31 protein-coding genes and 2 pseudogenes are annotated in these 26293 nt (G+C 40.6%); 24 read left to right on the top strand and 9 right to left on the bottom strand.

The window, feature by feature from the left end; all coding sequences use genetic code 11:
* Window positions 1–2: 2 nt before the first annotated feature.
* From M3221_RS12125 to M3221_RS12095, 7 genes are all read left to right on the top strand, one after another.
* The gene (locus tag M3221_RS12125) at window positions 3–782 is read left to right on the top strand and encodes a putative hydro-lyase (protein ID WP_251272022.1); all 780 of its coding nucleotides are present in this window, start codon (window positions 3–5) and stop codon (window positions 780–782) included.
* 97 nt (window positions 783–879) lie between these two features.
* Complete coding sequence (locus M3221_RS12120) at window positions 880–1632, top strand: IclR family transcriptional regulator (RefSeq protein ID WP_251272095.1); 753 nt, start codon at window positions 880–882, stop codon at window positions 1630–1632.
* Between the two features lie 17 nt (window positions 1633–1649).
* Window positions 1650–2414, top strand: a complete 765-nt coding sequence (locus M3221_RS12115) for a LamB/YcsF family protein (RefSeq protein WP_251272021.1) — start codon at window positions 1650–1652, stop codon at window positions 2412–2414.
* Between the two features lie 2 nt (window positions 2415–2416).
* Window positions 2417–3631 (top strand): NRAMP family divalent metal transporter, encoded by a 1215-nt coding sequence (locus tag M3221_RS12110; RefSeq protein WP_251272020.1) that lies wholly within the window; start codon window positions 2417–2419, stop codon window positions 3629–3631.
* A 76-nt stretch (window positions 3632–3707) separates the two neighbouring features.
* Window positions 3708–4640, top strand: a complete 933-nt coding sequence (locus M3221_RS12105; protein ID WP_251272019.1) for a sensor domain-containing diguanylate cyclase — start codon at window positions 3708–3710, stop codon at window positions 4638–4640.
* 206 nt (window positions 4641–4846) lie between these two features.
* On the top strand, window positions 4847–5677 hold the full coding sequence (locus M3221_RS12100; RefSeq protein ID WP_251272018.1) for a DUF1206 domain-containing protein: 831 nt from the start codon (window positions 4847–4849) through the stop codon (window positions 5675–5677).
* A gap of 81 nt (window positions 5678–5758) precedes the next feature.
* Window positions 5759–6748: a lipoate--protein ligase gene (locus M3221_RS12095; RefSeq protein ID WP_251272017.1), complete on the top strand. Its 990-nt coding sequence runs from the start codon at window positions 5759–5761 to the stop codon at window positions 6746–6748.
* 44 nt (window positions 6749–6792) lie between these two features.
* Here the strand turns inward: M3221_RS12095 and M3221_RS12090 are convergent, their stop codons facing one another.
* The gene (locus M3221_RS12090; RefSeq protein ID WP_251272016.1) at window positions 6793–7833 is read right to left on the bottom strand and encodes an N-acetylmuramoyl-L-alanine amidase; all 1041 of its coding nucleotides are present in this window, start codon (window positions 7831–7833) and stop codon (window positions 6793–6795) included.
* Window positions 7834–8121: 288 nt separating this feature from the next.
* Between M3221_RS12090 and M3221_RS12085 the strand changes: the two genes are divergently transcribed.
* Window positions 8122–10158: a catalase gene (locus M3221_RS12085; protein ID WP_251272015.1), complete on the top strand. Its 2037-nt coding sequence runs from the start codon at window positions 8122–8124 to the stop codon at window positions 10156–10158.
* 115 nt (window positions 10159–10273) lie between these two features.
* Here the strand turns inward: M3221_RS12085 and M3221_RS12080 are convergent, their stop codons facing one another.
* Both M3221_RS12080 and M3221_RS12075 read right to left on the bottom strand, forming a co-directional pair.
* The gene (locus tag M3221_RS12080; RefSeq protein ID WP_251272014.1) at window positions 10274–10570 is read right to left on the bottom strand and encodes a spore coat protein; all 297 of its coding nucleotides are present in this window, start codon (window positions 10568–10570) and stop codon (window positions 10274–10276) included.
* Window positions 10567–10773 carry a hypothetical protein gene (locus M3221_RS12075; RefSeq protein WP_251272013.1) on the bottom strand — a complete coding sequence of 69 codons (207 nt, stop codon included), beginning with the start codon at window positions 10771–10773 and terminating at the stop codon, window positions 10567–10569. Before M3221_RS12075 ends, M3221_RS12080 begins: the two co-directional genes overlap by 4 nt.
* Before the next feature lie 153 nt (window positions 10774–10926).
* Between M3221_RS12075 and M3221_RS12070 the strand changes: the two genes are divergently transcribed.
* The 3 genes from M3221_RS12070 to M3221_RS12060 are packed head-to-tail and all read left to right on the top strand — an operon-like array spanning window position 10927 to window position 12677.
* Complete coding sequence (locus tag M3221_RS12070) at window positions 10927–11133, top strand: spore coat protein (protein WP_251272012.1); 207 nt, start codon at window positions 10927–10929, stop codon at window positions 11131–11133.
* A gap of 18 nt (window positions 11134–11151) precedes the next feature.
* Window positions 11152–11511 carry a spore coat protein gene (locus M3221_RS12065; RefSeq protein WP_242233822.1) on the top strand — a complete coding sequence of 120 codons (360 nt, stop codon included), beginning with the start codon at window positions 11152–11154 and terminating at the stop codon, window positions 11509–11511.
* Window positions 11512–11540: 29 nt separating this feature from the next.
* Window positions 11541–12677 carry a zinc-dependent alcohol dehydrogenase gene (locus M3221_RS12060; protein ID WP_251272011.1) on the top strand — a complete coding sequence of 379 codons (1137 nt, stop codon included), beginning with the start codon at window positions 11541–11543 and terminating at the stop codon, window positions 12675–12677.
* Window positions 12678–12863: 186 nt separating this feature from the next.
* Here the strand turns inward: M3221_RS12060 and M3221_RS12055 are convergent, their stop codons facing one another.
* Window positions 12864–13439, bottom strand: a complete 576-nt coding sequence (locus tag M3221_RS12055; RefSeq protein WP_251272010.1) for a beta-class carbonic anhydrase — start codon at window positions 13437–13439, stop codon at window positions 12864–12866.
* Between the two features lie 56 nt (window positions 13440–13495).
* Entirely contained in the window at window positions 13496–13816 is a 321-nt protein-coding gene (locus M3221_RS12050; RefSeq protein ID WP_251272009.1) for a thioredoxin family protein, read from the bottom strand.
* Window positions 13817–13893: 77 nt separating this feature from the next.
* Here M3221_RS12050 and queF point away from each other — a divergent pair, with 77 nt between their 5' ends.
* Together queF and M3221_RS12040 are read left to right on the top strand one after the other, a co-directional pair.
* Complete coding sequence (queF, locus tag M3221_RS12045; RefSeq protein WP_242233818.1) at window positions 13894–14391, top strand: preQ(1) synthase; 498 nt, start codon at window positions 13894–13896, stop codon at window positions 14389–14391.
* A gap of 310 nt (window positions 14392–14701) precedes the next feature.
* Complete coding sequence (locus M3221_RS12040) at window positions 14702–15145, top strand: hypothetical protein (protein ID WP_251272008.1); 444 nt, start codon at window positions 14702–14704, stop codon at window positions 15143–15145.
* 183 nt (window positions 15146–15328) lie between these two features.
* On the opposite strand, the gene M3221_RS12035 is transcribed toward M3221_RS12040, so the two are convergent.
* Complete coding sequence (locus M3221_RS12035) at window positions 15329–15994, bottom strand: DUF3885 domain-containing protein (RefSeq protein ID WP_251272007.1); 666 nt, start codon at window positions 15992–15994, stop codon at window positions 15329–15331.
* 226 nt (window positions 15995–16220) lie between these two features.
* On the opposite strand from M3221_RS12035, the gene M3221_RS12030 reads away from it, so the two are divergent.
* The 3 genes from M3221_RS12030 (at window position 16221) to M3221_RS12020 (ending at window position 17283) form a co-directional block, all read left to right on the top strand.
* On the top strand, window positions 16221–16400 hold the full coding sequence (locus M3221_RS12030) for a hypothetical protein (RefSeq protein WP_251272006.1): 180 nt from the start codon (window positions 16221–16223) through the stop codon (window positions 16398–16400).
* A gap of 159 nt (window positions 16401–16559) precedes the next feature.
* Window positions 16560–16874: a hypothetical protein gene (locus M3221_RS12025; protein ID WP_251272005.1), complete on the top strand. Its 315-nt coding sequence runs from the start codon at window positions 16560–16562 to the stop codon at window positions 16872–16874.
* Between the two features lie 52 nt (window positions 16875–16926).
* Window positions 16927–17283, top strand: coding sequence for a hypothetical protein (locus M3221_RS12020; RefSeq protein ID WP_251272004.1), 357 nt, complete (start codon window positions 16927–16929; stop codon window positions 17281–17283).
* A 289-nt stretch (window positions 17284–17572) separates the two neighbouring features.
* Here the strand turns inward: M3221_RS12020 and M3221_RS12015 are convergent, their stop codons facing one another.
* Together M3221_RS12015 and M3221_RS12010 are read right to left on the bottom strand one after the other, a co-directional pair.
* Window positions 17573–18340 carry an SH3 domain-containing protein gene (locus tag M3221_RS12015; RefSeq protein WP_251272003.1) on the bottom strand — a complete coding sequence of 256 codons (768 nt, stop codon included), beginning with the start codon at window positions 18338–18340 and terminating at the stop codon, window positions 17573–17575.
* Window positions 18341–18747: 407 nt separating this feature from the next.
* Entirely contained in the window at window positions 18748–19425 is a 678-nt protein-coding gene (locus M3221_RS12010; protein ID WP_251272002.1) for a GIY-YIG nuclease family protein, read from the bottom strand.
* Between the two features lie 722 nt (window positions 19426–20147).
* Between M3221_RS12010 and M3221_RS12005 the strand changes: the two genes are divergently transcribed.
* The 7 genes and pseudogenes from M3221_RS12005 to M3221_RS11975 all read left to right on the top strand — a co-directional run.
* The gene (locus M3221_RS12005) at window positions 20148–20633 is read left to right on the top strand and encodes a hypothetical protein (protein ID WP_251272001.1); all 486 of its coding nucleotides are present in this window, start codon (window positions 20148–20150) and stop codon (window positions 20631–20633) included.
* A 143-nt stretch (window positions 20634–20776) separates the two neighbouring features.
* Entirely contained in the window at window positions 20777–21451 is a 675-nt protein-coding gene (locus M3221_RS12000; protein WP_251272000.1) for a hypothetical protein, read from the top strand.
* Window positions 21452–21488: 37 nt separating this feature from the next.
* On the top strand, window positions 21489–21992 hold the full coding sequence (locus M3221_RS11995; protein WP_251271999.1) for a HEAT repeat domain-containing protein: 504 nt from the start codon (window positions 21489–21491) through the stop codon (window positions 21990–21992).
* 37 nt (window positions 21993–22029) lie between these two features.
* Entirely contained in the window at window positions 22030–22713 is a 684-nt protein-coding gene (locus M3221_RS11990; protein ID WP_251271998.1) for a DUF7003 family protein, read from the top strand.
* Window positions 22714–22842: 129 nt separating this feature from the next.
* A pseudogene (locus M3221_RS11985) lies at window positions 22843–23076 on the top strand (tyrosine-type recombinase/integrase); the annotation flags it as partial.
* Between the two features lie 29 nt (window positions 23077–23105).
* Entirely contained in the window at window positions 23106–23951 is an 846-nt protein-coding gene (locus tag M3221_RS11980) for an HNH endonuclease (protein ID WP_251271997.1), read from the top strand.
* A 276-nt stretch (window positions 23952–24227) separates the two neighbouring features.
* A pseudogene (locus tag M3221_RS11975) lies at window positions 24228–24347 on the top strand (integrase); the annotation flags it as partial.
* Between the two features lie 84 nt (window positions 24348–24431).
* Here M3221_RS11975 and M3221_RS11970 read toward each other — a convergent pair.
* Entirely contained in the window at window positions 24432–25067 is a 636-nt protein-coding gene (locus M3221_RS11970; protein WP_251271996.1) for a hypothetical protein, read from the bottom strand.
* A 340-nt stretch (window positions 25068–25407) separates the two neighbouring features.
* On the opposite strand from M3221_RS11970, the gene M3221_RS11965 reads away from it, so the two are divergent.
* Window positions 25408–26139, top strand: a complete 732-nt coding sequence (locus tag M3221_RS11965; protein ID WP_251271995.1) for a hypothetical protein — start codon at window positions 25408–25410, stop codon at window positions 26137–26139.
* Window positions 26140–26293 lie beyond the last annotated feature (154 nt).

Here is a 26293-nt window from a genome sequence, read left to right as displayed (position 1 = left end):
AAATGGAAACATCATTGGAACGGATTCGCAAGGAGATTCGGGAAAGCAAATGGACGAAGCCGACAGCGGGTTTGGCCCCTGGATATACACAAGCCAATCTTGTGATTTTGCCGAAAGAACAGGCATATGACTTTTTGCTGTTTTGCCAGCGAAATCCAAAAGCATGCCCGCTCCTCGAAGTAACAGATGTTGGTTCGCCGGTTCCAAGATTGACGGCACCAACGGCTGACTTACGTTATGACACACCAAAGTACCGGATTTACCGGCATGGAGAGCTTGTTGAGGAAGTAACGAGCATCGAATCCTGCTGGCAGGACGATTTTGTTTCCTTTTTAATCGGCTGCAGCTTTACCTTTGAGCATGCCCTGCTCGAAAATGGCCTTTCGATCCGCCACATTGATGAACAGCGGAATGTACCGATGTATATTACAAATCAGCCATGTGAACCGGCTGGTGTGTTTCATGGGAATCTCGTGGTCAGCATGCGGCCGTTTCAATCAAAAGATGTGATACGCGCAGTTGAAGTAACGTCCCGCTTCCCGGCGGTGCACGGTTCACCTGTACATATCGGCATGCCGGAGCAAATTGGCATTGCCCAGCTAGACAAGCCGGATTTTGGCGATACTGTAACCGTAAAAGAAGGTGAGACGCCTGTTTTCTGGGCATGCGGTGCAACCCCGCAATCTATTGCCATGTCAAGCAAGCCGGCATTGATGATCACCCATGCGCCTGGACATATGTTTATTACTGATCAGAAAGACAGCCAGTACTCCATTTTATAAATTTGGCTGCTCCTCTATCTACTGTTTCATATATAATGGAGCAAAACCATAAATGGAGGGGTTATTCCATTTATCGGAACAGGGAGAAGAAAGAAAAGTGAATAAAACCGTCCTTAAATCAATGGAAATCATTCAATTGTTTTTTACAGAAGAAAAATTAACGCTGCTGCAAATGATAGAAAAAACGGGGCTGCCGAAAACGTCTGTTTATCGAATGGCAGAATCATTGCTTGAACTCGGATTTCTGGAGAAAGACCAGGAAGGTGCCTACCGTTTAGGATTGATTTTTCTGGCGCTCGGCAATCTTGTCGCTGAACGGCTGGATATCCGCTCCATTGCATTGCCCTACATGCAAAAACTCCGGAAAGAAACAGGGGAAGCTGTGAATCTCGTGATCCGGGATGGAGATGAAGCGGTTTACATTGAGAAGGTTGATACGCAGGAACGTGTCCGTGTTTACACACAAATTGGCCGCCGTGCCCCGCTATATGGGGGGGCATGCCCGCGTATACTGCTGTCTTTTATGGAGCACGCCGAACAAGAGCGGTTAATTGAATCCTTCCAGATTGTACGATACGCAAAAGGAACACCGGAAGACAAAGAGGAACTGCGGCAGCTGATTGAGAAAACACGGAAGAATGGCTGGTCGATCAGCCATTCTGAATTAGAAGATCATTCTTCTGCTATTGCTGCTCCTATTTTTAATCATAAAGGAGACGTAGTAGCCGGGATCAGCCTGGTAGGTCCTGAAGTCCGCTTTCAGGATGAAGCACATGCAAAAGAAATGATTGAAAAGCTAACAGAAGCATCACGGCAGATCTCCGCTGAACTCGGTGCCGTAGATCGCTGATTTTGGAGGGGCGGTTTATGAAAATAGATATTAACTGTGATATGGGAGAAAGCTTTGGAGCATACTCTATCGGCCATGACCAGGACATCATGCCATACATTACATCGGCGAATATTGCCTGTGGATTTCATGCAGGCGATCCGGATGTGATGAAAAAAACGGTTCATTTAGCGATGGAGCACGGCGTCAAAATGGGCGCCCATCCAGGCTTTCAAGATTTAGCCGGCTTTGGACGCCGGAACATGGCACTTTCGCCAGAAGAAGTATACTCACTTGTTGTGTATCAAATCGGCGCTCTTCAGGCGTTCGTACAAATAGAAGGAGCTGCCCTGCATCATGTGAAGCCGCATGGTGCACTTTATAATATGGCAGCTTCAAATGAAGAGATGGCGTCTGCTATTGCGTCAGCCGTTAAAGATGTGGATACGTCTTTTATTCTATACGGTCTGGCGGGAAGCAAACTGGTTGAAGCCGGCCGAAAAGCAGGGCTGAAAACAGCCAGTGAAGTTTTTGCGGATCGTACTTATACCCGGGAAGGGATGCTGACGCCGCGGCGTTTGCCCCATGCATTAATTGAGGACTCGGAAGAAGCGGTATCTCAGGTAATCCGTATGGCGAAAGAAAAGAAAGTACGGGCAGCAGACGGGACAGAGGTCGATATTCAAGCGGACACGGTCTGTATACATGGCGACGGACCTCACGCGCTTTCTTTTGCCCGACTGATCCGGACAAAGCTGCAGGAAGAAGGGATTGACGTGCGTTCAATCGCCAGGGAGGAATAAATATGTCAAAACAAAAACAGCTTCAACAGCAGGAAAAATCAAATTGGAGTATATTATTAGGCGCTGCCTTTTTAATGGCAACTTCCGCCATTGGACCTGGCTTTTTAACGCAGACAACGGTTTTTACTGAGCAGCTCGCCGCCAGCTTCGGTTTTGTTATTTTAGTTTCGATTTTGCTGGATATTGGCGCTCAGACGAATATTTGGAGAATTCTTGTTGTGGCGGAAAAGCGGGCGCAGGATATTGCAAACCTCGTTTTCCCGGGTCTGGGCTACGTGCTTGCTGTGCTGATTGTTTTGGGCGGCATTGCTTTTAATATCGGTAATATTGGTGGTGCCGGTCTTGGTGCCAATGTTATTTTCGGGATAGACCCGGTGATGGGTGCTATTATTAGTGCTGTCATTGCCGTCGCCATCTTTCTTGTGAAAGAAGCCGGTCTATTAATGGATAAGTTTACACAACTAATGGGGTTTGTCATGATTGGCCTTACCCTGTTTGTTGTCTTTAAGGCAAGCCCTCCGGTCGGGGAAGCGGTAATCAAAACATTTGCCCCGGATACGATTGACCTGCTTGCGATCGTTACCCTTGTTGGCGGTACAGTGGGCGGCTATATTACATTTGCTGGAGGACATCGTCTTTTAGATGCAGGAATAAAAGGAGTCGGTGCAGTTCCGCAGGTGACGAAGAGCTCAGTATCTGCTATCGGAATCGCTTCAATCATGCGTATTTTTCTTTTCCTTGCTGCACTCGGTGTTGTGGCGCAGGGCTTGCCGATTAATCCGGAAAACCCGCCAGCGTCTGTGTTCCAGCTGGCTGCAGGTAACATCGGATACCGCCTGTTTGGTGTGGTGATGTGGGCAGCTGCCATTACATCTGTTGTCGGCGCAGCTTACACATCTGTTTCGTTTATCCGCACGTTCCACCCAACGATTGCAAAGTATGATAAGTCAATCATTGTCGTATTTATTTTGCTTTCCACTGTTATTTTCATAACCATTGGTAAACCGGTGAAAATGCTTATTTTAGCCGGGGCATTAAATGGTCTTATCCTGCCGATCGCACTTACGGTTATGCTCATTGCAGCTTATAAAAAATCGATTGTTGGTGAATACCGCCACCCGATTTGGATGACAGCCGCAGGAGTCATTGTCGTTGTGCTTATGGCCTTTATGGGCGGCTACACATTAATCAACCAGCTTCCAACATTATTCGAATAAAATACAGCAAAAAGTCAGCCGCGCAGAGCTGACTTTTTGCTGTTTCATCGTTATACTGAAATGAATGATTGCATGGATGAAAGAAGGTGAAGAAGTGAAAACAGACTGGCTGGAAACAGCAGCATTTTCCCGCGTCTTTGCGGATATTTTGTCGATAGCCAACGATTTAATCGGCGATGAAACATTTTATATCAGCTTGGTTGAAAGGGATCGTCTGAAGGTATTACAGACCCTTTCTAAAAGTGATATTTTGGTTCAAGCAGGGAAAACTGTCCGGCTCCAGGATACGTATTGCCAAATCCCTTATGCAAGCGGACAGCCGATGCTGATTAAGAATGCTAAGGAAGACGAGCGTACAAAGCGTCATGATTTTACGTACTCGCTGAATATTGGCTCGTACGCAGGTGTACCTATTTCTTTAGGGGACGGCAGCACATTCGGTGCTCTTTGCTCCATTCACACATCCTTAAATCGATACGACAACAAAACAGTTCAAATTCTGAAGAAGCTTGCTTCCTTCCTGTCTTATGCCATTGATACCGAGCGTCTGCTTATCCAGGACGGATTAACCGGCTTGTACAATCGTGTTTACTGGAAGCGGGTCCTGACATCTGATTGGATTGAAAAAGAGACACATGCTCTTTTAATGATCGATCTGGATAAGTTTAAACAAGTAAATGACCGGTTTGGACACGAAGCGGGAGACCATGTTTTAATAGAGGTTGCTTCAGTTATCAAGCAAATCATTCCTGACGATGCCTATGGTTTTCGATTTGGCGGTGATGAATTTGGTGTGCTCTTTTTGCACCGATCAGCAGAGGAAGCATCTCTATTCGCCCAGGAAATAATCGATGAAAGCAAGCGGAATCAAGAACTCCGTACATATGGCGTTCTTTTATCGGCTGGGATCGCTGACACGAAACGAGTACCGGTTCAGTCTTTAATGAAAGAAGCAGATGGACTGTTGTATCAATCAAAGCGAAACGGCGGCTGCCGTGTATCTATCTGAAAAAAGCACCTAAAAAAGGGTGCTTTTTTCGTTCTGCTGCATGCTTCGCTTAAATGGAAGAAAAGAAAGCCAAGTGCATAACTTTATTCGTTCTTTTTCCATGGCTGCGTACCAAAAAGGACTCATGGACCAAAAAAATACCAGTTTGCGTAAAAACAAAAAACGGGAATAAGAAAGGAAAACGAAAGTGGAGGGAGGGAGAAAAGATGACAGCAAAAGAAAGCATGCGATCAAAAGTACATGAAGCTAAACCGTGGATTCGGAGATTCGGGCGGCTGGGGCATATGGCAAAAGGAACGGTGTATGTGCTCGTTGGCCTCTTTGCCCTGATGGCAGCAGCAGGCGCCGGCGGAGGAACGACCGATACAAGCGGCGCCCTCGTGACTGTAGCTGACGAACCATTTGGCCAGATATTGCTCTGGCTTATTGGCATTGGTCTGATTGGATATGTGATATGGGAACTCATCAAGTCGATAAAAGATGTCCAGCATGAAGGCACTGGAGCTAAAGGAACGGTAAAACGGATTGGTTACATGATCAGTGCGGCTATTTATGGCAGCCTGGCTCTCACTGCCATCCGGCTTGCTATCCATGCCGGCGGAGGAGGAAACTCGGAGAAAACCATTTCCGCAAAGCTTCTGGCCCAGCCGTTTGGGCAGTGGATCATTGGCTGTATTGGACTTATCATTATTGTGTATGGATGTATAGAATTATACCGGGGCTTTAAGGGAAAATTTATGCAATATTTTAAAACGAATGAAATGAATAAAAAAGAAATAGGCCTTGCCCGAAGAGCAGGAAAAGCTGGACTCCTTGCAAGGGGAATTGTGCTCGCGATGATCGGTTTTTTCTTTATTAAAACGGCTGTTACAGCCAATCCGAATGAAACAAAAGGCATTGACGGGGCGTTGGCAGAGCTTGCTTCGCAGCCGTACGGACAGTTTTTACTCGGCCTTACCGCAGCAGGGCTTCTATTATATGGCATATACGAAATGATTCGCGGCCGTTACCAGCGCATGAATTTCGGCAGAGAATAAAGCATCCGGAATCGGGTGCTTTTTCTTTGAGAACGAATCTCAATATGCTACATTTGAACTAAACCAATTCGGAGGTGTACGATGCTTTTTATTGACAACAAAGGGATTACCGATCCGCGCATTAATTTAGCGATTGAAGAATATGCCGTTAAACACTTGGATATTGAAGAATCTTATCTGCTTTTTTACATTAACGAACCTTCTATCATTATCGGTAAAAACCAGAATACCATTGAAGAAATAAATGTAGATTATGTCGAGGAAAACGGTATTCACGTTGTCCGCCGTCTGTCCGGCGGCGGCGCGGTTTACCACGATCTTGGCAATTTAAATTTCAGCTTTATTACAAAAGATGATGGAGACAGCTTTCATAACTTCCGCAAGTTTACCGAGCCTGTTGTAGCAGCATTGAACAAACTCGGCTTGAATGCGGAAATGAGCGGGCGCAATGATTTAACAGCTAACGGGTTTAAGATCTCAGGAAACGCCCAATTTGCCACAAAAGGGCGTATGTTTACACATGGGACGCTCCTGTTTGATACGAATATGAATGATGTCGTGGCTGCCCTTAAGGTGCGTAAAGACAAAATTGAATCTAAAGGCATTAAATCGATTCGCAGCCGTGTGGCAAATATATCTGACTTGATTGAGCAAAAAATGTCTATTACCCAGTTTAAACAATTTATTTTAACCCAAATTTTTAATGGTGAAGAGCAAGTAAAAGAATATGTGCTGACGGAAGAAGACTGGAAAGCCATTCACCAGATTTCAGCCGAGCGCTACGGAAATTGGGATTGGAACTACGGCAAATCGCCGGCTTTTAATATTGAACGCTCTCATCGATTTCCGGTTGGGCTTATTGATGTGCGCCTCCATGTAAAAGGAGGAGACATTCAAACAGCACGCGTTTTCGGTGACTTTTTTGGTGCGGGGGATGTAGCTGAAGTGGAAAAGGCGCTCCTTGGAACAAAGTATGAAAAGGGCGCTATACGCCAGGCGCTTGAGCCGCTGGATATGAAGCATTACTTCGGAAATGTTACGACCGAGGATCTTGTTGACCTAATATATTGATAAAAAAACAGCGCCAGGCAAAAAGCCGGGCGCTGTTTGTGCTGTTAACGAGAAAAATAAGAGGCTAAGCCGTCTCGAATCCCGGCTGCTGCCTGCTGCTGGTAGGCAGCTGACACGATTGAGGATTCTTCAGCTGGATTTGTTAAATAACCAAGCTCAAGCAGGGCAGCGGGCCGCTGATTTTCACGAAGAACGAAATAATCGCCATACTGTGTCCCGCGGTTTGCATTCGGCAGCGTTCCATTTAGCCCTTCGTTTAAAGAACGGGCAAGCTCTTGGTGCCCCGCATGATAGTAATAAGCTGTATGGCCGGCTGCCTGCTGGCTCTGTGCCCCGTCATAATGCAGGCTGATAAAAGCATCTGCTCCGTAATCAGCTGTCCGGGATGGCAGCGGTACATATTGATCACCTGTCCGGGTTAATACAACGGTTGCTCCACTCGCAGCCAAAATATCACGCAGCTTCCAAGCTGTTTGAAGCGTCACATTTTTTTCAATGGTGCCGTATAAACCAGACGTTCCGCCGTCCACTCCCCCATGGCCGGGATCCAGAACAATCACTTTGCCCTGTAAAGAAGAAGCAGAAGTAGAGGCATGGGTTCCTTGGCCTTGTCCAGATACAACCCAGCTTGCTACATAAGCTTCATTTCCGCTTGCAAGGCGAATACGAATCCAATCTCCGCTTCGTCCTGTAACCGGGTAACGCTCACCGACAGATCCTTGAACAATGACAGAGGAAGATGTCGAAGGGCCGCTTCGCAAATTGGTCCCCTCTGTTTGAATGCGGACAAATTCTCCTGAAGAAGCTGTTTTTTCGGCTGCTCCTCCGACAAATTGTCCGCTAACCCAGGCTTTTTGGCTTCCGTAGGAGATCTGCACCCAGCCATTTTGGGATGAAAGAATAGAGACGCGGTCTCCCGTATGTACCTGTCCAAGAACAGAAGCCGAAAGAGAAGGGCTTTCACGTACATTTACGCGGTCTCCTGTGATGGAGCCCGTTTGAGCGTGGGCTGAAGCCGGCTGTCCTGCCAGTCCGACAAAGCCGAGTAAAAAAAGAAGTAAAATGCCGAGTCTTGCTTTTTCCATAATCCACCGCCTATTCATTCATTTCACTTCTATCGTATCATTTGGAAGAAAGCGTCACATCAGCAAAAATAATGATTCATTTTGTAAGAAAATTGGTCTGAATAAAAGAAAAATTTCCCTGTTTGAGCAGGATATTTTGAATAATTGGGTCGAATATGGCAATGTAATCCACAACATTTGTCTGTTTTGGATGAATATGCTGTCTTTTTTTGTTTTAGTCCATTTAAAAAGTGGTACGTACAGTAAGTAATGAACTTTTAGTGAATGTATCAATAAGGGGGCTAAAGCATGGCGATTAACGAAAACAGCAAAAACAAACAGCTGGATGAGTTCCGTGTAAGCGATCAAGGAGAAAAATTAACAACGAATCAGGGACTTCGCGTGTCAGAAGATGAACATTCATTGAAAGCGGGGGACCGCGGGCCTACATTGATGGAAGATTTTCATTTTCGTGAAAAAATGACCCATTTTGACCATGAGCGCATTCCAGAGCGGGTCGTTCATGCACGCGGGTTTGCAGCGCATGGGTACTTTCAAGTATATGAGTCTATGAAAGAATATACAAAAGCCGGCTTTTTACAGGATCCATCGAAGAAAACACCGGTCTTTGTTCGTTATTCGACTGTAGCGGGCTCCCGCGGTTCGGGAGATACGGTTCGTGACGTGCGCGGCTTCTCAACGAAGTTTTATACGGAGGAAGGAAACTACGACCTTGTCGGTAATAACATCCCGGTCTTTTTTATCCAGGATGCGATCAAGTTTCCAGACTTGATTCATGCCGTCAAGCCGGAGCCTCACAATGAAATGCCTCAGGCAGCAAGTGCCCATGATACATTCTGGGATTTTATTGCTAACAACCAGGAATCAGCTCATATGGTGATGTGGCATTTATCCGATCGTGCGATTCCACGCAGCTACCGGATGATGGAAGGATTCGGTGTTCATACATTCCGTTTTGTGAATGAAGAAGGAAAAGCGCGGTTTGTAAAGTTTCATTGGAAGCCGGTTCTCGGTATTAAATCACTCGTATGGGATGAAGCGCAAAAAATTGCCGGTAAAGATCCGGATTTCCACCGCCGCGACCTGTGGGAATCGATCGAAATGGGGGATTATCCAGAATTCGAGTTTGGCGTGCAGATGATTAACGAAGAAGACGAATTTAAATTTGATTTTGATGTGCTTGATCCAACTAAAATTTGGCCGGAAGAAGACGTACCGGTAAAAATCATTGGAAAAATGACGCTTAACCGTAACGTCGATAATGTATTTGCCGAAACAGAACAAGCGGCTTTCCATCCGGGCCACGTTGTACCGGGAATTGATTTTACCAATGATCCGCTCCTGCAGGGACGGCTTTTCTCTTATACCGATACACAGCTTATCCGCCTCGGCGGGCCAAACTTCCATGAGCTGCCGATTAACCGCCCTGTCTGCCCGTTCTTTAATAACCAGCGTGATGGGTACGGGCGCCAGACGATTAACGTCGGGCAGGTGAGCTACCATAAAAACTCGCTGGCTCAAAATACGCCGTCACCGGCCAAGGAAGAAGAAGGCGGCTACGCTCATTACCAGGAAAAAGTAGAAGGCCGTAAAGTAGCGCGCCGCAGCGACAGTTTTAAAGACCATTTTTCACAGGCTGCCCTGTTTTGGAACAGTATGACAGAGGTTGAAAAGAAACATATTATTGAAGCATTCAGCTTTGAACTGGGCAAAGTAAAAAGCAAAGATATTCGCCAGCAGGTTGTGAATATGTTTGCGAATGTCAATGCAGGCCTGGCGGCACAAGTAGCTGATGCCATTGGTGTGCAGGCACCATCCGATGTAGAGGAATCGTCCATTACCAAATCTTCGCCGGCACTAAGCCAGGAAGCAAACCCGGTTAAAGGGGTGGCAACTCGCAAAATTGCAATCCTAGCAGGCGAGGGCTTCTCGGGCAAAACGATGACCGATATTTACAAAGCCTTTGAAAAAGCCGGCACTCGTCCTGAAGTGGTGAGCACAAAGCAGGGAACAATCAAAGGCGATGACGGAGCGGAGCTTGAAGTAGACCATACTTTCCTGACAGCCGACTCGGTTTTATTTGATGCCGTTTACGCAGCAAGCGGGCTGAGTGCCGATCCAAAAGCGAAAAAGCAGGCAAAAGGTTTTTTAACAGAAGCATATGAACACTTTAAAACCGTAGGAGCGACAGATGACAGCGTGGATTTGATCGCGGATTTGCCTGGTGATCCGGGCGTAGTAGCGGAAGCATCGCCTTCTGAGGGCTATGCAGACACCTTCCTCGCTGCTCTTGCTGAACACCGTCACTGGAACCGCTCTGTATAAAGAAAGAAATAAAAACTGCCGAATGGGATGCCGGCAGTTTTTTTATGGTTTTAAAGGTGAATAAAAGCCTTGTCTTTCACTTAGTAGGAGCAGACAAAGCAGGAGGATGGGGTTGCTATTTTACAAGGTCCTGGCTTGTTTGTGCGACAGCCAGATCGATTTTCGCCTGTTCTTCCAGGTTGTAAGGATGGTAATATCCTTTTTCCATCATATATTTGCTGATGCTTTCATGAGTTGAAACAGTGGCCATAAGCTGTTCACGCAGGGCCGAACGCAATTCAGGTGTTACGGCTTCCGTAAGCGCGAACGCTGCATTCCTTACACCGGATTTGGCAGAAATCAAAAAGTCCGTTGCAATCACCTGATCCGTCATGCCGCCCATGCCTGCTATGCTTTTAAATAAATCATTCATTGTGTCACGCCACCTCCCGGCAAAAGCTGCTTCAGCTGTTGAAGGTGCTGCTGGCCGGCTTGTGCGTCTGCTTCAAGCAAGGTTTTTAATTCCGGATCCTGTGCAAGTTTGCTCATCGTCGCTGATTTTGTCGTACAGAGGCTTTTAAAAACGACCAATTCATGCAGTTCCAGAGACTCGTGCTGACCTAAATGATTCCTCACATTTATCACCTCTTCAGTTATTCATATACGCTTCTTATTTTGGCTTTTCATCTGTTCCTTATTCAAACATGCACGGATTGAATGAACCCTCTGAATAAATGAAGAAAATGAAAGGGAAAATGAATGTTGTGACTAACTATAGGGGTGAGAAATATGGACCAAAAAAAGTTGGCCTTTCATGAAACAATGGAGCTCCATGAGATGATTAACTTTAAAACGAGCTGCATGCTCAAATCAAAACTAATGCAGGGTGCCTGCTTTGACAGTGATTTAAAAGCGATGCTGGAAAAAGACGCACAGCAGTCGATTCACCAAACGAACGAGTTGTTAGAGCTGTATAAGGGAGCCAGAACATTTTAATTTTTGGAGGTAGAAGATGTGAACGATTATTTAGATCCGATCAATTCAGTGGGAATGCCGGAACTTGCTGATTCTGCTATTGCACTTGAATTTTTGACCTCTGTAAAAAATGGAGTAAGAAACTGTGCGTTGGCTATAACAGAAGCAGCTACGCCGGAAGTTCGTTCTGTGCTGATTAAGCATCTGGAACAAGGTATCGACCTGCATGGTGAAGTAACAGAATTAATGCTGCATAAAGGCTGGCTCTATCCGTATGACGTGGATAAACAAATGCAGCTGGACATTAAGTCTGCTGAAACGGCTGTCGACATTGCCCGGCTGCCGCTCTTCCCGACCAATACAAATCGAAAAGGGTTATTTCCAACCCCGCCTAAATAAATGCCATTATCGTGGAGGAGGTTTCAAAAATGAAAGCCGTCACATATCAAGGTGTGAAAAATGTGGTTGTAAAAGAAGTAGAAGCACCCAGCATTCAAAAACCGGACGATATTATCGTCAAGCCTACATTAACAGCTATTTGCGGGTCCGATTTGCATTTGATTCATGGCATGATTCCGAATCTTCAACAAGATTATATTATCGGGCATGAACCAATGGGGATTGTAGAAGAAGTCGGTCCGGCTGTTACAAAAGTAAAAAAAGGAGACCGTGTCATTATTCCGTTTAACATCAGCTGCGGAGAATGCTGGTTTTGTAAGCATGACCTGGAAAGTCAGTGTGACAATTCTAATGATAATGGCGAGATGGGCGCTTATTTTGGATATAGCGGCACGACAGGGGGATATCCTGGCGGGCAGGCCGAATATATGCGTGTTCCGTATGGGAATTTTACACCGTTTAAAATTCCAGAAGACAGTGAGGTGGAGGATGAGAAACTCGTCCTCTTAGCAGACGCCGCTTCAACGGCTTACTGGACCGTCGACAATTCCGGCTTAAAAGAGGGAGATACAGCGATTATTTTCGGCTGCGGTCCAGTTGGACTGCTTGCTCAAAAATTTGCCTGGTTAAAAGGAGCAAAACGTGTCATTGCGGTTGATTATGTGGGATATCGGCTTGAGCATGCGAAGAAAACGAATAAAGTAGAAATTGTGAATTTTGAAGACGAGCAAAACATTGGCAATCATCTGAAAGAAATGACAGGCGGCGGGGCGGAGGTAGTCATGGATTGCGTTGGAATGGATGCGAAAATGACACCAATCGAATTTCTTGCGGTCGGCATGAAGCTTCAGGGCGGTGCTTTAAGTGCTCTTGTGGCAGCCAGCCAGGCTGTCCGCAAAGGCGGTACGATTCAAATAACAGGTGCATACGGTGGAATCTATAACGCTTTTCCGCTCGGTGACATTTTTCAGCGCAACGTTAATATTCGGGGCGGCCAGGCTCCTGTTATTCACTACATGCCTTATTTATATAAGCTGATTGCGGAAGGAAAAGTGGATCCGGGTGATGTCGTGACGCACATTTTGCCGCTCGATCAAGCAAAAAAAGGCTATGAATTGTTTGATACAAAAACGGATGACTGTATAAAAGTGGTGTTAAAGCCATAAAAAAGCGGCTCTTTTAAAGAGCCGCTCAGGCTGCCCGCAAACGCCCGCTTTCGGCGTCACTTGCCAGCTGTGAATGCTCATGACCCCGAAAAGGTCACTCCGCTTCCCAGCCGGCGGCGTTCCTAGAAAGACAGATGTTTTCAATCAGCCTGCTTTCTTACTTTGCCTACACTCTCAGAGGCTCTTTTAAAGAGCCTCTTCTTTTTTGTATCCATCCACCACAAGATCTAATTTGCCCGTTGAAGGGTCAATAACAAGCCCGTGTATAGGAATAGAATCCACCATCAATGGGTGAGACTTAACCATTTTCACGCTGTGCTCGACACTTTCTTCTACGCTGTTAAAGCCGCTCAGCCATTTATCTACTTCAATTCCAGCGTTGCGAAGGGTATCCACTACTTCCTGCTGAATGCCTCGTTCCTTCATTGCATCAATAATGACATCGCTTGAAAGAGAACCCATACCGCAATCATGATGCCCGACGATCAATACTTCGTCCGCTTGAAGCTGATACACAGCAACCAGCAGGCTTCGCATAATCGATCCAAACGGATGGTTGACGATCGCGCCGGCGTTACGAACGATTTTTACATCTCCGTTTTTAAAATTCATGGCTTCAGTTACAAGTTCGACAAGGCGTGTATCCATGCATGTTAAAATGACGACACGCTTATCCGGGAACTTTGTTGTCTCAAATTTTTCATATTCTTTGTTTTCTACAAACGTTTCGTTAAACGCTAAAATGTTTGTTAATAATGTCACTGTATTCTCTCCTTTCCATACTCCCTTATTATTGTGAAGGATTTCATAATTTTTTGTCAAATGATTTTTAAAGCATTGGCAATACTTTCTCTTAAGCCTCCGATCGGAACAAAACGGACCACGCGGAATTGCTCCTTGCCTTTTAAAAAGAAAAGAACAGCTGGCACGGAAAAAACAGTAAACTGGCCGGCAATATCTGGGGCGATTCCCGTATTCGCGTAAACCGTTGTGACACGGGGGAACTCCTGCATAAGTGCCTGGACCTGAGGCAGCAGGGCGTGACAAACAGAACAGCCAGGGCTTGAAACATAAAGCAGCACGGCTTCGCTGGATGAAAGAATATCTGAAAATTCCGTGTATGAGGTTACATGCTGCATTTGTACCACTCCTTTTCCTCATTGTAAACTGTCTCTGCTATAATAAAAAAGAATATGATTTATAAGGAGGCTCCGGCATGGCTGGACGAAAAGAAGAAGAACTAAAAGACATTACGCTACTTGGTAATCAAGGAACAAACTATATATTTGACTATGACCCATCCGTTCTTGAGACGTTTGACAATAAACATCAAAACCGTGATTACTTTGTAAAATTCAACTGCCCGGAATTCACGTCGCTTTGCCCAATGACGGGTCAGCCGGACTTTGCGACTATTTACATCAGTTACATTCCCGATGTGAAAATGGTCGAAAGTAAATCGTTGAAGCTGTACTTGTTCAGCTTCCGCAATCACGGTGATTTTCATGAGGACTGCATGAACATTATCATGAATGACCTGATTGAACTGATGGACCCACGCTACATTGAAGTATGGGGCAAATTCACGCCGCGTGGCGGGATTTCCATTGACCCGTACACGAACTACGGGAAGCCTGGCACAAAATACGAGAAAATGGCTGAATACCGCATGATGAACCATGACCTGTATCCAGAAACGGTAGATAACCGGTAAGAGGTGAAAACAGAGCGTGGTCACACAAAATTAGCTGAAATGTGACCAGAAATACAGCCTTTTTTCAAAAGATGTGACCAAATGTGTGACCAATAGAAGTTGAAAATAAAGTGATGTGACCACGCATTATACGTTAAAAAGAGGTATCTCTACATGGAGATATCTCTTTTTATTTTAGGGTTGTACCTATAATTCAAACACGAAAAAATTTCCAATGAAATTTATATTATTCAATACTTTTTAGATATCAAATACACTTGTCTTAATAAAGGTAACGACTACATATAGTGGTTAAAAAGGAGGGATGCAAATGTTTGAGTTAGGGGTAAAAATTTTTAAAATAAATGCCGTACAAATACTTTTTATTCTTATTTGTTTTGGATTAGCAATACTTGCAAAATCCCTATCCATTGACACTACAGGCCTTTCTTTATCAGAGTTTATTTCTATTAATATTCAAAACCTCTTCGAAGAGCAGCAAAGCTATAGTGCAGCAATGAATATTTGGTTGCCAATCGCACTTTATGTAATATCTGCTCTTTTGCTTTTATGGATGGGTATTACAAATATTGCTACTTTATCATTAGAAGAGGGTAAAATTAATACTTCTCTCAAAGTTCTATTAGGGGCTGCTGAAATAGGTTTTGTTGGTTGGTTTTTATTTGAAGGGGGAAAGTTGTTCCTTTACGCAGCGGCATTTGCGTTTCTTCTTCTGTTTATCGTTGCCCTTTTTACCTCCTCGTCTAGAAGGTGACACTGCCTTGCGTTGCCGTGTGGAGAAATGAATTGAGAGAGCAAAATGATAAATATAATCCACTTAACTCTCTAGATATTTAATTAACACCAAGAACAAACAACCTTCATGTTACCTCTGTAAAAGGCGGCATGAAGGTTGTTATTTTGTTTTATTAAGCAATCCTCATTATTGAAATAAGACTTATGCTCTCTCTCTAAACAGCAGATCAATTTTTACACGGTCATAATCCAAAATCCAATCACTATATTCTTCGTAAAAAAATCTTATATCCTCTTTATCAGCCGCCAGAATATCGCAACCACGGTCATCATACAAATGATAAATTATCTTCTTAGAGAGATTAATAAAGTAAATATCATACCCGTTTTGATAATTGTTTTTCAATATTGTAGATGGGTGAGCAAAGTCTTCATAGCTAATAGCTTTTAAAAGTTGGGAATACTTAATTTCATTTTTCAGACAAGGAAGAACAAAACGATGAGTGATCGATTCGTCCTCGTTGTCTTCTTCATCTTGGTCATCAAAAACACTGGGTAACAGTTGATATTGCAGCTTGTATAATGTTTGTTTGTGTTTCGCGTACTTTAGATAAACATTTAAAGGTTTTCTTTGAAGAAAATTGTCCCCGCTTGTGGAATGCACATCTGTAACAAGCAATATATGGTTGTTTTCCTCAAAAGCCTTATTGAATAAGGTGATGGCTCGTTGAAAAGTTTGTTTTTCATCGAATCGGAAAGGCGGTGAAATTTCAAAACGAATACTATTCTCCCACGAATAAAACAAACCGGGTGCTAAAACTAAACCATTATAATATTGATCTAAAAACAATTGCAGCACTTTAGTCATTTTGTTTCTCCATTTATTTTAATAATTCATTGAAAATAACATATTAACATCTATTTATTATTAAAGAAATGATGCTCTCACTTTTTAACTTAAAACGTTTTCGTGCAGTATGGACGTACTGTTGATTAACTACGTCTTTCTTTTAAAAGAAGACAGAAGTAAACTTACATAAGCATTGTATATTTTCACGACATTTTTATTGTTTAAAATAAGGAGTTACTAGCATATGAAAAAAATATTACTTCGATGGATTATTGTTTTGTCAGGATTGTATACTTTAGGGCATTTGCTTTTTGGTTTTGATGAAACTCGATTGTTACGGGTGATTACCAGTTCAATCGGAGGTGCTTTCTTTTTGAGTATTCTTATCTATATGAATTTGAAAGAGCGGGAAAAGAAGGCGTAAAAAACCTTGTGTACTAACTGAAAATCAATATTAATGTTTAGTAAAGTTAGATTTCTTAATCAACAGTTTAGGTCAAATACTAACTAATTAGACATTAGTGCTGTTTATCCGTATGGTTGGACTGTTTAGGTTAGTTAAAGAAAGCTAAAGAAGACTAAAATGGAAAATGAAACAAAAAGGAGCGACAAGATGATTATAGAGGTGTCTTTAGGACCTGATACACAATATGTTCGATGTCCTGCCAAAGTAGGAAGAAACATTGGTCAACTTCAAATGGAATTTTTCGATTGGCTTTTTGATAGAAACAATGACCATAAGTATTGGGTATACGATGAAGAGATAGGATATATTGTTAATTACGATACGGAAGCTTTTGTTTACTGGCTTAATCATATTAGATTTAAAAAAGGAAAGAAGGTTGCTGCATTAATAGACAGACCAAACATTTCTCCTAAGAAAAAAATTGAATTTTAAGCAATTCAGTAGGTCGTTCAGTGAAATTCGAAAGTAAAGGAGCTTGAAGAGAATGGAATGCTCTTGTGAACAAAGCATACCTTATGAATTGATAATCGAAGGGGATATGGGTGGCGATCCTATATGGTGTAGTCATTGTGGCAGCAACCTTGATATAGATGAAATCTCCATTTCGGAGGGATTAAAAGAAGAACTTCGGGATTGGATGACAAGATATGGAGAATGGATTGATTGGGATAAAGACAAGCTGCTGCCCAATGGAATCGAACTTGAAGTAGAGCATAATAGACAGGGAATAGAACTGACTAAAAAAGCAAAGAAGGAACTGGAAGGAAAGCACAAAATAAAATTTTCCCCTTCCACGTCAGCAAGAAGCTATGCGAACGCAATAAAGTTCTGGAGAAGGTGATTAGCTAAAAATAACAAGCTTAGAAGAAGAGTTTGTCTAAGCAGCTACTATTTTTTTAAATGTCAACTAAAGATGTGTTTTTTCTAAGTAAAGGGGGAGTGTACAAATAGATGGGGGTATTAATCACCAAATAACCGCAAAGCTTTCTTAAAACCAGCGTATGCACTTTCATCCCCGCACTCAGCTTAGCTTTTTTATACGTATGAGACGTTAACAGCAAAAATAGGACTTCCAACAGGAAGTCCTATTCTTTCGGAATAGCCCTCTACATCTTTAACAAATCTGTTTATTACAAGTATGTGTATCCAAAATCCTCGCTGTAATCTAGTGTCTTGTCCTGTTTAATTTCAATTGTAGTCCAATCGTGCTTGTCTAAGTTTAAATTCATAATTTTAAAATTTGCATAAGCTTTTGCACCTAAAAGAGGTTTCAATGTACTTTCAATGTAAAGCGGTTGATTAAAATCACGAGTTGTATTGTTAGAAACAATAACAGCTAGATACTTTCCGGCTGGTACGTCAGAGATTTCATATTGTCCATATCCATTTACCTTCGCAAAATGAAGGTTAGAATTTGCGGGTACTGAACCAATAGTACCGTAAAAAGTTAAATCCGATTCAGAATATTTTGTATAGTCGAAATTCATTGGTATTAAAAATACCTTAGCTCCAACATCTGGTTTTGTGCCAATATATCTGTTATATTGCCACGTTACTGTTCCTTTTAAATTCCCAGTACCAACCGGAACAGCTTTGACAGGAGGAGGGGTAGTTGTTGATCCTTGTGTTGCTTTTAATCCACTAGATGCTACATAACCTGCTTTGTTGTTATATTTGATCTTTGACCAGCCGCCGGATTCGGTACTATAAACGAATACAATCTTTCCTTTTTTTAGAGACCCTACTACTTTTGCTTTAGGACTTGGTTTTTCACGTACATCTAACTTACTTACGTTTACTGTGTAATTCTTGTTTACTGGACTTGCTTCTGCTTTTTGTAACGGCAATAAAGTGAGTATTAAAAATAAAGCTGCAATTAAGCCAACGACCTTTTTCATACTGTTCCCCCTGCTTAAATAGTTTTCTTGATACGGTACTATTTTACCACAACTTTTTATTTGGTTGCTGGTTTTTTTCTATATTTTTCTTTTATTGTAAATGTTTTAAGTGAGATAGTCCTGTATATTAAAGTCCGATTATGAAAGAGGGTATGCCTTATAGAATATCCTTTTGGGTACAGTATTTCCTCTTAATTAAAAATTGAGGGAGAATTGATGAGAGGAAAACCCTACGCTTAGGAAGGGCGTTTGCAACAAAAACCTCCATTTTGAACACGCTAACTAGCTGCGTGTTTCTATTGTTAAGAAGCTTTCTTATGTAGTGATTAAAAACTATTGTTTATCAAAAAGAAAAAGAACCACATATCAATATGTAGTTCACCAATTTTGTGATGATAGTAGATTTTTTATTTAACTTTAAGCACACCATTTTTAACTAGGCTATTCAAAGCACCAACGTTTTTGTATCTAAAATAAACGATTAATCTGTCTAAATCCTTCTTGGTTAAGGATGAGTAATCAACCATTAAATCGTATTCTTGATCTAACTTTTTAATCATAGACTTTGCATATTCAATCTGTTTCTCTGTTAAAGGGAGAGCCATAGTTTCATCTTTCTGTTTACGCTCTGAACCTGACGGATTATTGATAGTCACATTTATGTCTTCTGTGTAATTTCTTTCTTTAATCCATGTAATATCCTCTCGCGTTAAAGCGAACCATTCTCCTTCTAAACGCTTATGGGCAAAATGTTTATGAAAAGCGACTTCAGTTTGATGGTGATTCCCCGATTTGATAAGAAAAATAAGTTCATTCTCGAAGGGCAATTTAACATTGAAAAGGTTCATTCTCTGGTCAATGTGTTTAGTTTTACCGATTTTAAAAGAACCATTTAAATGTTCTTGAACAAAATAAACATAACCTGGAGCCTTGCCATCTGGATAAGGAGAGTTAATAACACTTTCTAACTCTTTTGAATTGGGTTGAAACAAGAAAATTTTTTGAGGTGCGGTGACAACAGTTTCTTTTATTATTTCTTTAGGTTTAGACTTCTGTGAAAATCTTGATAGTAATTCCTTTAACATTTTTTCACTTCACTTTCTAAGATGTCTTTTTATCTGTCTATGATCTGAAGATGCAGTATTAATTTCCTATAAACCTAGCATAATAATTAAGGTAAAAGAATACAACAAGAAATATTGTTAGAAGTTTGGGCTAATTGTGAAGATGTGTAATTGAGTGGGCGTGCCTTATTACCATTTAACCCAATGCTCTTTATCAAGAGGAGTAAGGCACTTCAATCCCCGCGTTCAGCTTCATTTTTTGTACGTGTGCATGCTTTCATAGCATGCTTAAAATCCTCTTAATAAACGGGATTATTACGTGTACTTTACGTGTGCATAAAACTCTGATTTTATAAATCAATGTCAAAGCCGGAAACAAAAACACGAATAAGGATTATGAAAAGAGGATCATAAAGCTGAGTAACGGATAACAGCGGGCTATACAGAAATTAATGCGCATAAAACATCAATGTGTAAGTGTATTATGTTTCCATGTAGGAAAATGAACTACGGGAGCAAAATGATAAGTATAATCCACTTAACTCTCTGGATATTTAATCAATATCAAGAGCAAAACGACCTTCATGTTTTCCTTGTTAAAGGTAGCGTGGGGGTTTTTATTTAAGCTTTCCTAAGCTTCGTTGTTGAATCTCTTGTTAAACCAATGGGTTAGGTTAGTCTAAGTAGTACATGAAACCTGATACAATAATTATGAAATCTATGTTTGGAAAGGAAATTTATTAATGTATTCCATTCAAGGAAAATTGGACTTATTACATAATGAAATAAAGGAAATGGGCGGGATCATAGACTTGGATTGGTGTGGCAAATTGTTGTACACATATTATGAACATTTTAATGATAATCACCCAAGATATAGAGCAGGTTCACTTCTTGCTTTTTGGGGTCTTCTCTTAGATTGGGAAGACGAAAGTGGATTTCCGTTTTGCACAGGTATTGAAGAACACGACTGTCATCATTTTGATAAGTATCTTCAAGAGTTTTTAACATACTCTTCTAACATTAAGAAGCAATACCCAAACATTTATCTTGCTATTGTTGAATCTCTAAGTCAGTTGGATGAAAGAGATGGCTGGGAAAATGAATTTCCAAATATCCCAAGTGGTTTATTTAATACCGCTAGAAAAAAGTTGCTTCAAAACGGTGTTGAAAAGCCAAGTGATAACGTTTATGAAAATGTATTTAAAGAAGCGGAAATCCCTTATTGAACTGACGACCCTGCTAGTACAACGGTCAGCTGCTTCCCAATCTGGAATAGTGTTGTTCATTTGTATGGACGTACTGTTGAGTATAGGCTACTATGATATAATTTTCTCTTACCATAAAGAGTTAGATAAAGGGGTTGTGACAAATGCTCTCTATTCACTTTCAAGATTGGGGAAAAAACCGTCCTAAAAAGCATTACAACCGGCTGCATGAAATGAGAATATTTGAACTGATTTTCTCAGAGAAACTAAACAAGTTGGGAGTTGTGTTAAGGGGGTTTGATACCATAAGAGTTTATTGTTTAGCAAATCCAAAAAAATCTGTCTCCTACAAAGAAGATAAAGCTCTCGAGGAAATGTGCATATTTGTTCCAGATGATTTTATGTCCTTTTTAAATTCAAAATCAATCGAAGAGAAATTTCAGTGTTTTTCATCATTGGTTCATTCTTATATTGTTCCTGTCTTAGAAAAATACACAACATTGCCTTTACCTATCCTTTCTTCTTATATAGAAGAATCACTTGCAGAAATTGTGAAACAAAACTATGAAACAGTTTTTTTGATTGATAAAACACCAAAGAAAAGTCCTAGCCGCAAAAAAACAGCTATTTTAAAAGGGATTCATCGTTCGGAAGGTTTTCAATTGCGTTGTGAAGTTTATAATGAACGTGGAAAAAGACTGATTGACCAATTGTTAGTAACAGAAGTAGGGAATGAGGTTGTATATAATAGATTTTTGGGGACACTTCGATGGCAGACTGAAAACTTAATTGTGGTGAAATCTAAATCCAGTAGCTGGATTACAAAAATTTACACCTAATAACAACTCGTGTACATTAAAATAGAGGTGAATTTTGGTGAATAAAGACCAAGCACTGTTAGGACTTAAAAAATATTCTCCTATGCCTGATGAAGAAGGCATGACTGAAGAAATGTTAGACGAATATGCTGATGCGATTAATTATTTTATCGAACATCCAGACCCAATCTGTATTACACCTATTATGATGACATTTAGTTTAAGTGAGAGTTATGGGATATATGACCATGCTGTAGCGGTATTAGAAAGTTTTTCTAGTGACCAAATAGTGCCACAGTTGATTGAAATCATACAAAGCGAAAATGAAGGAAAGAGGTATTGGGGTACACAGATAGCCAAATCTTTTCCTGATGAAAGATTGGTTGATTCTTTATTATCATGTATTAACGATCCAAATGAAGAAATTAGAGCGTATTCTATCTATGCTTTACATTACATTGGTAACAAAAAGGTTCTTCCAATGCTTCAAGAACGGTTAGACATAGAAGAAGACGAAGAAGTTCTTGAAGAATTAAAGGAAGCTATTTCAAGTTTTATCTAACTTGGTTGACTAGCTTTATTGGAGAGTGAAATTCGAAATGAAAGCAAAAGAAATACTTAAAACATTAGATAGCTATTCAGAAGATTTTGATTTTCCAGTATTGGATAATTACAATTTCGATTTAGCTCAATGCAGGCTGTCGGTTTTTAAAGATGAAGAAAACTGGCTTATTGTATTCGAAATCGTAGGTGTCGATAAAAACCAAAACATTGCTAATGATCTTTATGTTTACGGGAATGATGCCGAGGAACAAGGGTTTATTATCAGTTTAGACGATATTGTGACTTTAGCAGACAAGGGAGAACTATGGGATGATGACGATCAATTTTTAGTGAATCCCTTCCATTTGGATTTAATTGTAAACAAAAAGACAGTTGTCCTAGAATCTCAGGCTGGAGATTACGCACAGTTAGGAATTGAACCCGAATCCTTTAATCCAACCAAACTGGCTCGCTTTTTGAGTACCTATTGCAAAGAGAAATTTTGGCTGAGCAATTCAGACATGTTTCAAGAGATTGATGCTGTCCCTTCCCTTCCTTTATTTTACCAAACAGAAGAGTGGGAACACATAGATGAAGAAAAACCAAGTGAAAATCATTTCTTTCAAAGCCTTGCAAACGCTATTGAGCTAAATGATAAAAATGTAATACATGAAGAAAATCCAAACACTCATTGGTCAAACTGGACATGGAGTGATTTTGAAAAACAGGACGAAGAGTGAGTTTCCCAAAGACTTGGTTGTTTAATCAACACTATCGGTCTACTGTTAGCTAGAGATTAAAATAAAGCATCAAGGTTCGTGGTGATCCATCACGTGCCTTTTTTGTTTGTAAAAAGGGGCGTTGAATGAACACACATACAAGCGTACAGACAATTGAATAAAGCAGCAGACATGGCTGATATAAGTACAGGAATTGGAACACACACGATGCGTAAAACGTTCGGATACTGGCATTACAAACAATTCTATGACGTAGCAAAGTTGCAAAAGATACTAAACCATTCCCATCCAGCCATCCCACTAGATTATATTGGAATTACAGCGGAAGAAATCGAGATGGACTTTGATATATTTAAGCTTTAATTCATTTATTTAAACAAGGGGTGCAAAAATTGAGCAGTAAATTATATTGTATTTATTCAAATAAAGAAATAGATCGTGAAAAATGTAATGTTGAACATATCATTCCTTTGAGTTTGGGCGGATCAAACGATTTTACAATTCTAGTGGATAAGCATTTAAATTCTACAGTAGGCAATAAGGTTGACGGTAACTTTCACAGTGACCCATTAATGAAGATGAAACTTATAAAAAGCAGTTTTCGCGGGCATTCCGGCAAGTTGCCCCGTCTAGATTTAAAAAAATCAAAAACAATTGACGGAAAACCAATTATTGTGAGTTTTACTGAAAAAGGTCTAGAATTATTTGATCCAATTAAGAGGAAAGAAATTATTAACATTGGTTCGCTACAATTAAAAACAGAGTTTATGATTAATCCTCACATTCGAATAAAATTTATTTGCAAAGTTGCCTTAGCAGCCGGTTTTTTTGTATACGGCAATACATTTTTAGAACACGCAGACCATGATTCGTTAAGAAGAATTGTGTTTTCGAAGGATTTAAAAGAAGAAATAGGAAAAGTAAATGGATTACGTTTCTATGATAATTTAAGAAAGGTTGAAGACAAAGATAAAGGGCAAGCCGGATTAATAAAAATGCAAATTAATTATTTGAAGGGATCGTCTGTATTATTTACTTTGTCTAAAACCAGAGTTATCGTTCATCTTGGTATTGCAGGAGAATATGTTGGTTCAGTCAATCTCAAAGCAAATTCTGATATGTTTCCAAACGAAGGGGAATTTAAATTCGGAAGAGTGCTTGTTTGCAAAGAGGGGCGTTTATACCAAGATTCCTATTGGCATTCGGTAGATAGGATGCTCAGAAATTTAGAAAAATAAGTTCACATTAGCAAGGGGGTGTTTATGACCAGATACCCAAGGTGCATTTTCTAGTTTGGTTAATGCACCTTCATCCCCGCACTCAGCTTCATTTTTTTGTACGTGTGCATGCTTTCATAACATGCTTAAAATCCTCTTAATAAACAAGGTTTTTCCGTGTGTTCTACGTGTGCATAAAACTTTGATTTTATGAATCAAGGTAAGAGCCAAAAACAAAAATATGAACAAGGATTATGAAAAGAGGATTATAAAGCTAAGTAATAGTAATAGCGTGTTATACAGAAATTAATACGGCATAAAAATATCAACGTGACCATGCGTTATGTTGCAATGTGGGGAAATGAATTGAGGGAGCAAAATGACAAATATAATCCGCTCAATTCATTGGACATTTAATCGATCATAAAAAGACTACACATAAGAAATCCTTCATGCTTGCCCTGTTAAAGGTAGCATGAAGGTTATTATTTAAAGATATAGTTATTCTTGCTGTTCAAACTCATAGAGCAACCCCTTTTTTTCTATTTGCTTCTTTAATTCCTCTGCAAAAGGGATGGAAGGATGAATAGTAAACTTTGCAGGCTTTTTTGCTAATTTAAAAATCTCCTCTAAAGAGCGTGCTTCTAAGGGCTTTCCACTATTGTCTTCTTGCTGTAGTGCTTTCGTTACCACCAAGTCAAACTGGTTTACAATTTCAGCAGGGCAGCCATTTACACGAATGAAATGCAGCATCAAATCCTCCCACTGTTCCTTTGTCGATACTGATTTAGTTCGTACAATATGTTGGAATGAGTGACATTTCCAACAAATGAGTTGAATGTCGATTAAGTGGCATACTTTATTATCAAAATCGTATTTCTCTATTTCGTGCAAGTGAAGGCGTTTCATTTCAGTTTCATGTTTAGGTGTCCAGCCGCAAACAGCGCATTTTTTCCCTTGCTGTTCTAATATGAAAGGACGCAATTTCTTTCCCCAGAAGTAACTACTAACAGTCTTTCTTACTGTGTATCCATGAAACAGCGGCGGTTTAGCAGAAGGGAGCAACTTAAAGCCCGTTATGTCCAATTCCTCTGATTTTTTCTTTCTACTTGTTTTTACTTCTCCTCTTTTTGCCATAGAATCACCCTTTCATTACATGAGAAATAATTTCCAATCTTGTGCGACCTACTAAGAAATGATTTTTTCCGTCTCTTCTTGATGTTACATAACGCCACTTTAAATGTACTAGCAAAATGAACTTCTCGAAAATAGTTTTTACAAAAGGAAAGAGTGCTTTTCACCAAATGGATGTGCTTGTAAAGGGGGAATAAGGTTGGCATTTCCGCCCCTACAAAATGTATAAAGCTTTCCTAACTGTAACGTCGGCATAATAATCTTAAAAGGATATAAGGTAGTCAGGCAGAAATACTTAGAGTGAAATAAAAACTTGGAAGAAATAGTTTGGAGGGAAGGCATTATGAGCGAAATATTAAAAAGGTGTACACGTTGCGAAAAAGAGAAAGCGTTACATGATTTTTATCCGAACAAAGATGGAAAACACGGTCGAAGAGGTAAATGCAAGTCCTGTCATAATGAACGCTTTAGACATCATTCCAAAAAAAGAAATCAATTGAAAAAAAAGCTTCCTAATACACTAACAAGTAAAGAAAAGTATCTTATATTGGTCGAACACGCTAATTCAAAATGTATGCTTTCAGGCACAAGTGAAGCAGTAGTTCTAGATCACTTTGTCCCCATTAATTTAGGAGAAATAGTAGTTGAATATGGTATTGGCGGTACAACTTATGAAAATATGCTTCCACTGTCCGCCAGTTTAAACAAATCTAAATCAGCCGATAATCCTTTTGTCTGGTTCGAAACTGCGTCGATAAAACATAATCTAGATTTAAATGCTTGGGATAAAGCCATTAAATATATGGCTGTTAAAAACAAAATGACTAAGTGGGAATATAGAAATTGTGTTGAACAGTGCTTTATGCATGCTAGGATAATACGCTGGGTAGAGGATTTGGATGATTCAGTTAATGAACGTCATGGTAGACCAACTGCCATATTAGGTCGAGGTATTAGAATGGGCATTAACATGGAAGAAGCAGTGTCTAGATATGGAACTGAATCTTCTAAAGAATATATAAAAAAGCAACAAGAGTATATTAGGAAATTGAAGAAGATCGAGAAGATTTTTTAAAGCGGTCTTGAGTGTTCCAATTAAAGGTTGCATTTTGAACAAAAACATGAAGTTTCCGCATGATACCGTCACATACAAGGCGGTTCTTTTCATGTAACTGAACTAAATCGACATCTCTGTAAGCTTTCAAATCAGGGGGCTGGTTTTCACCATT

Source organism: Domibacillus indicus, from assembly GCF_023715895.1.
GTDB classification, from domain to species: Bacteria; Bacillota; Bacilli; order Bacillales; family Domibacillaceae; genus Domibacillus; species Domibacillus indicus_A.
The sequence above is the reverse complement of the archived record's forward strand: the minus strand, read 5'-3'. Positions and strand labels throughout refer to the sequence as shown.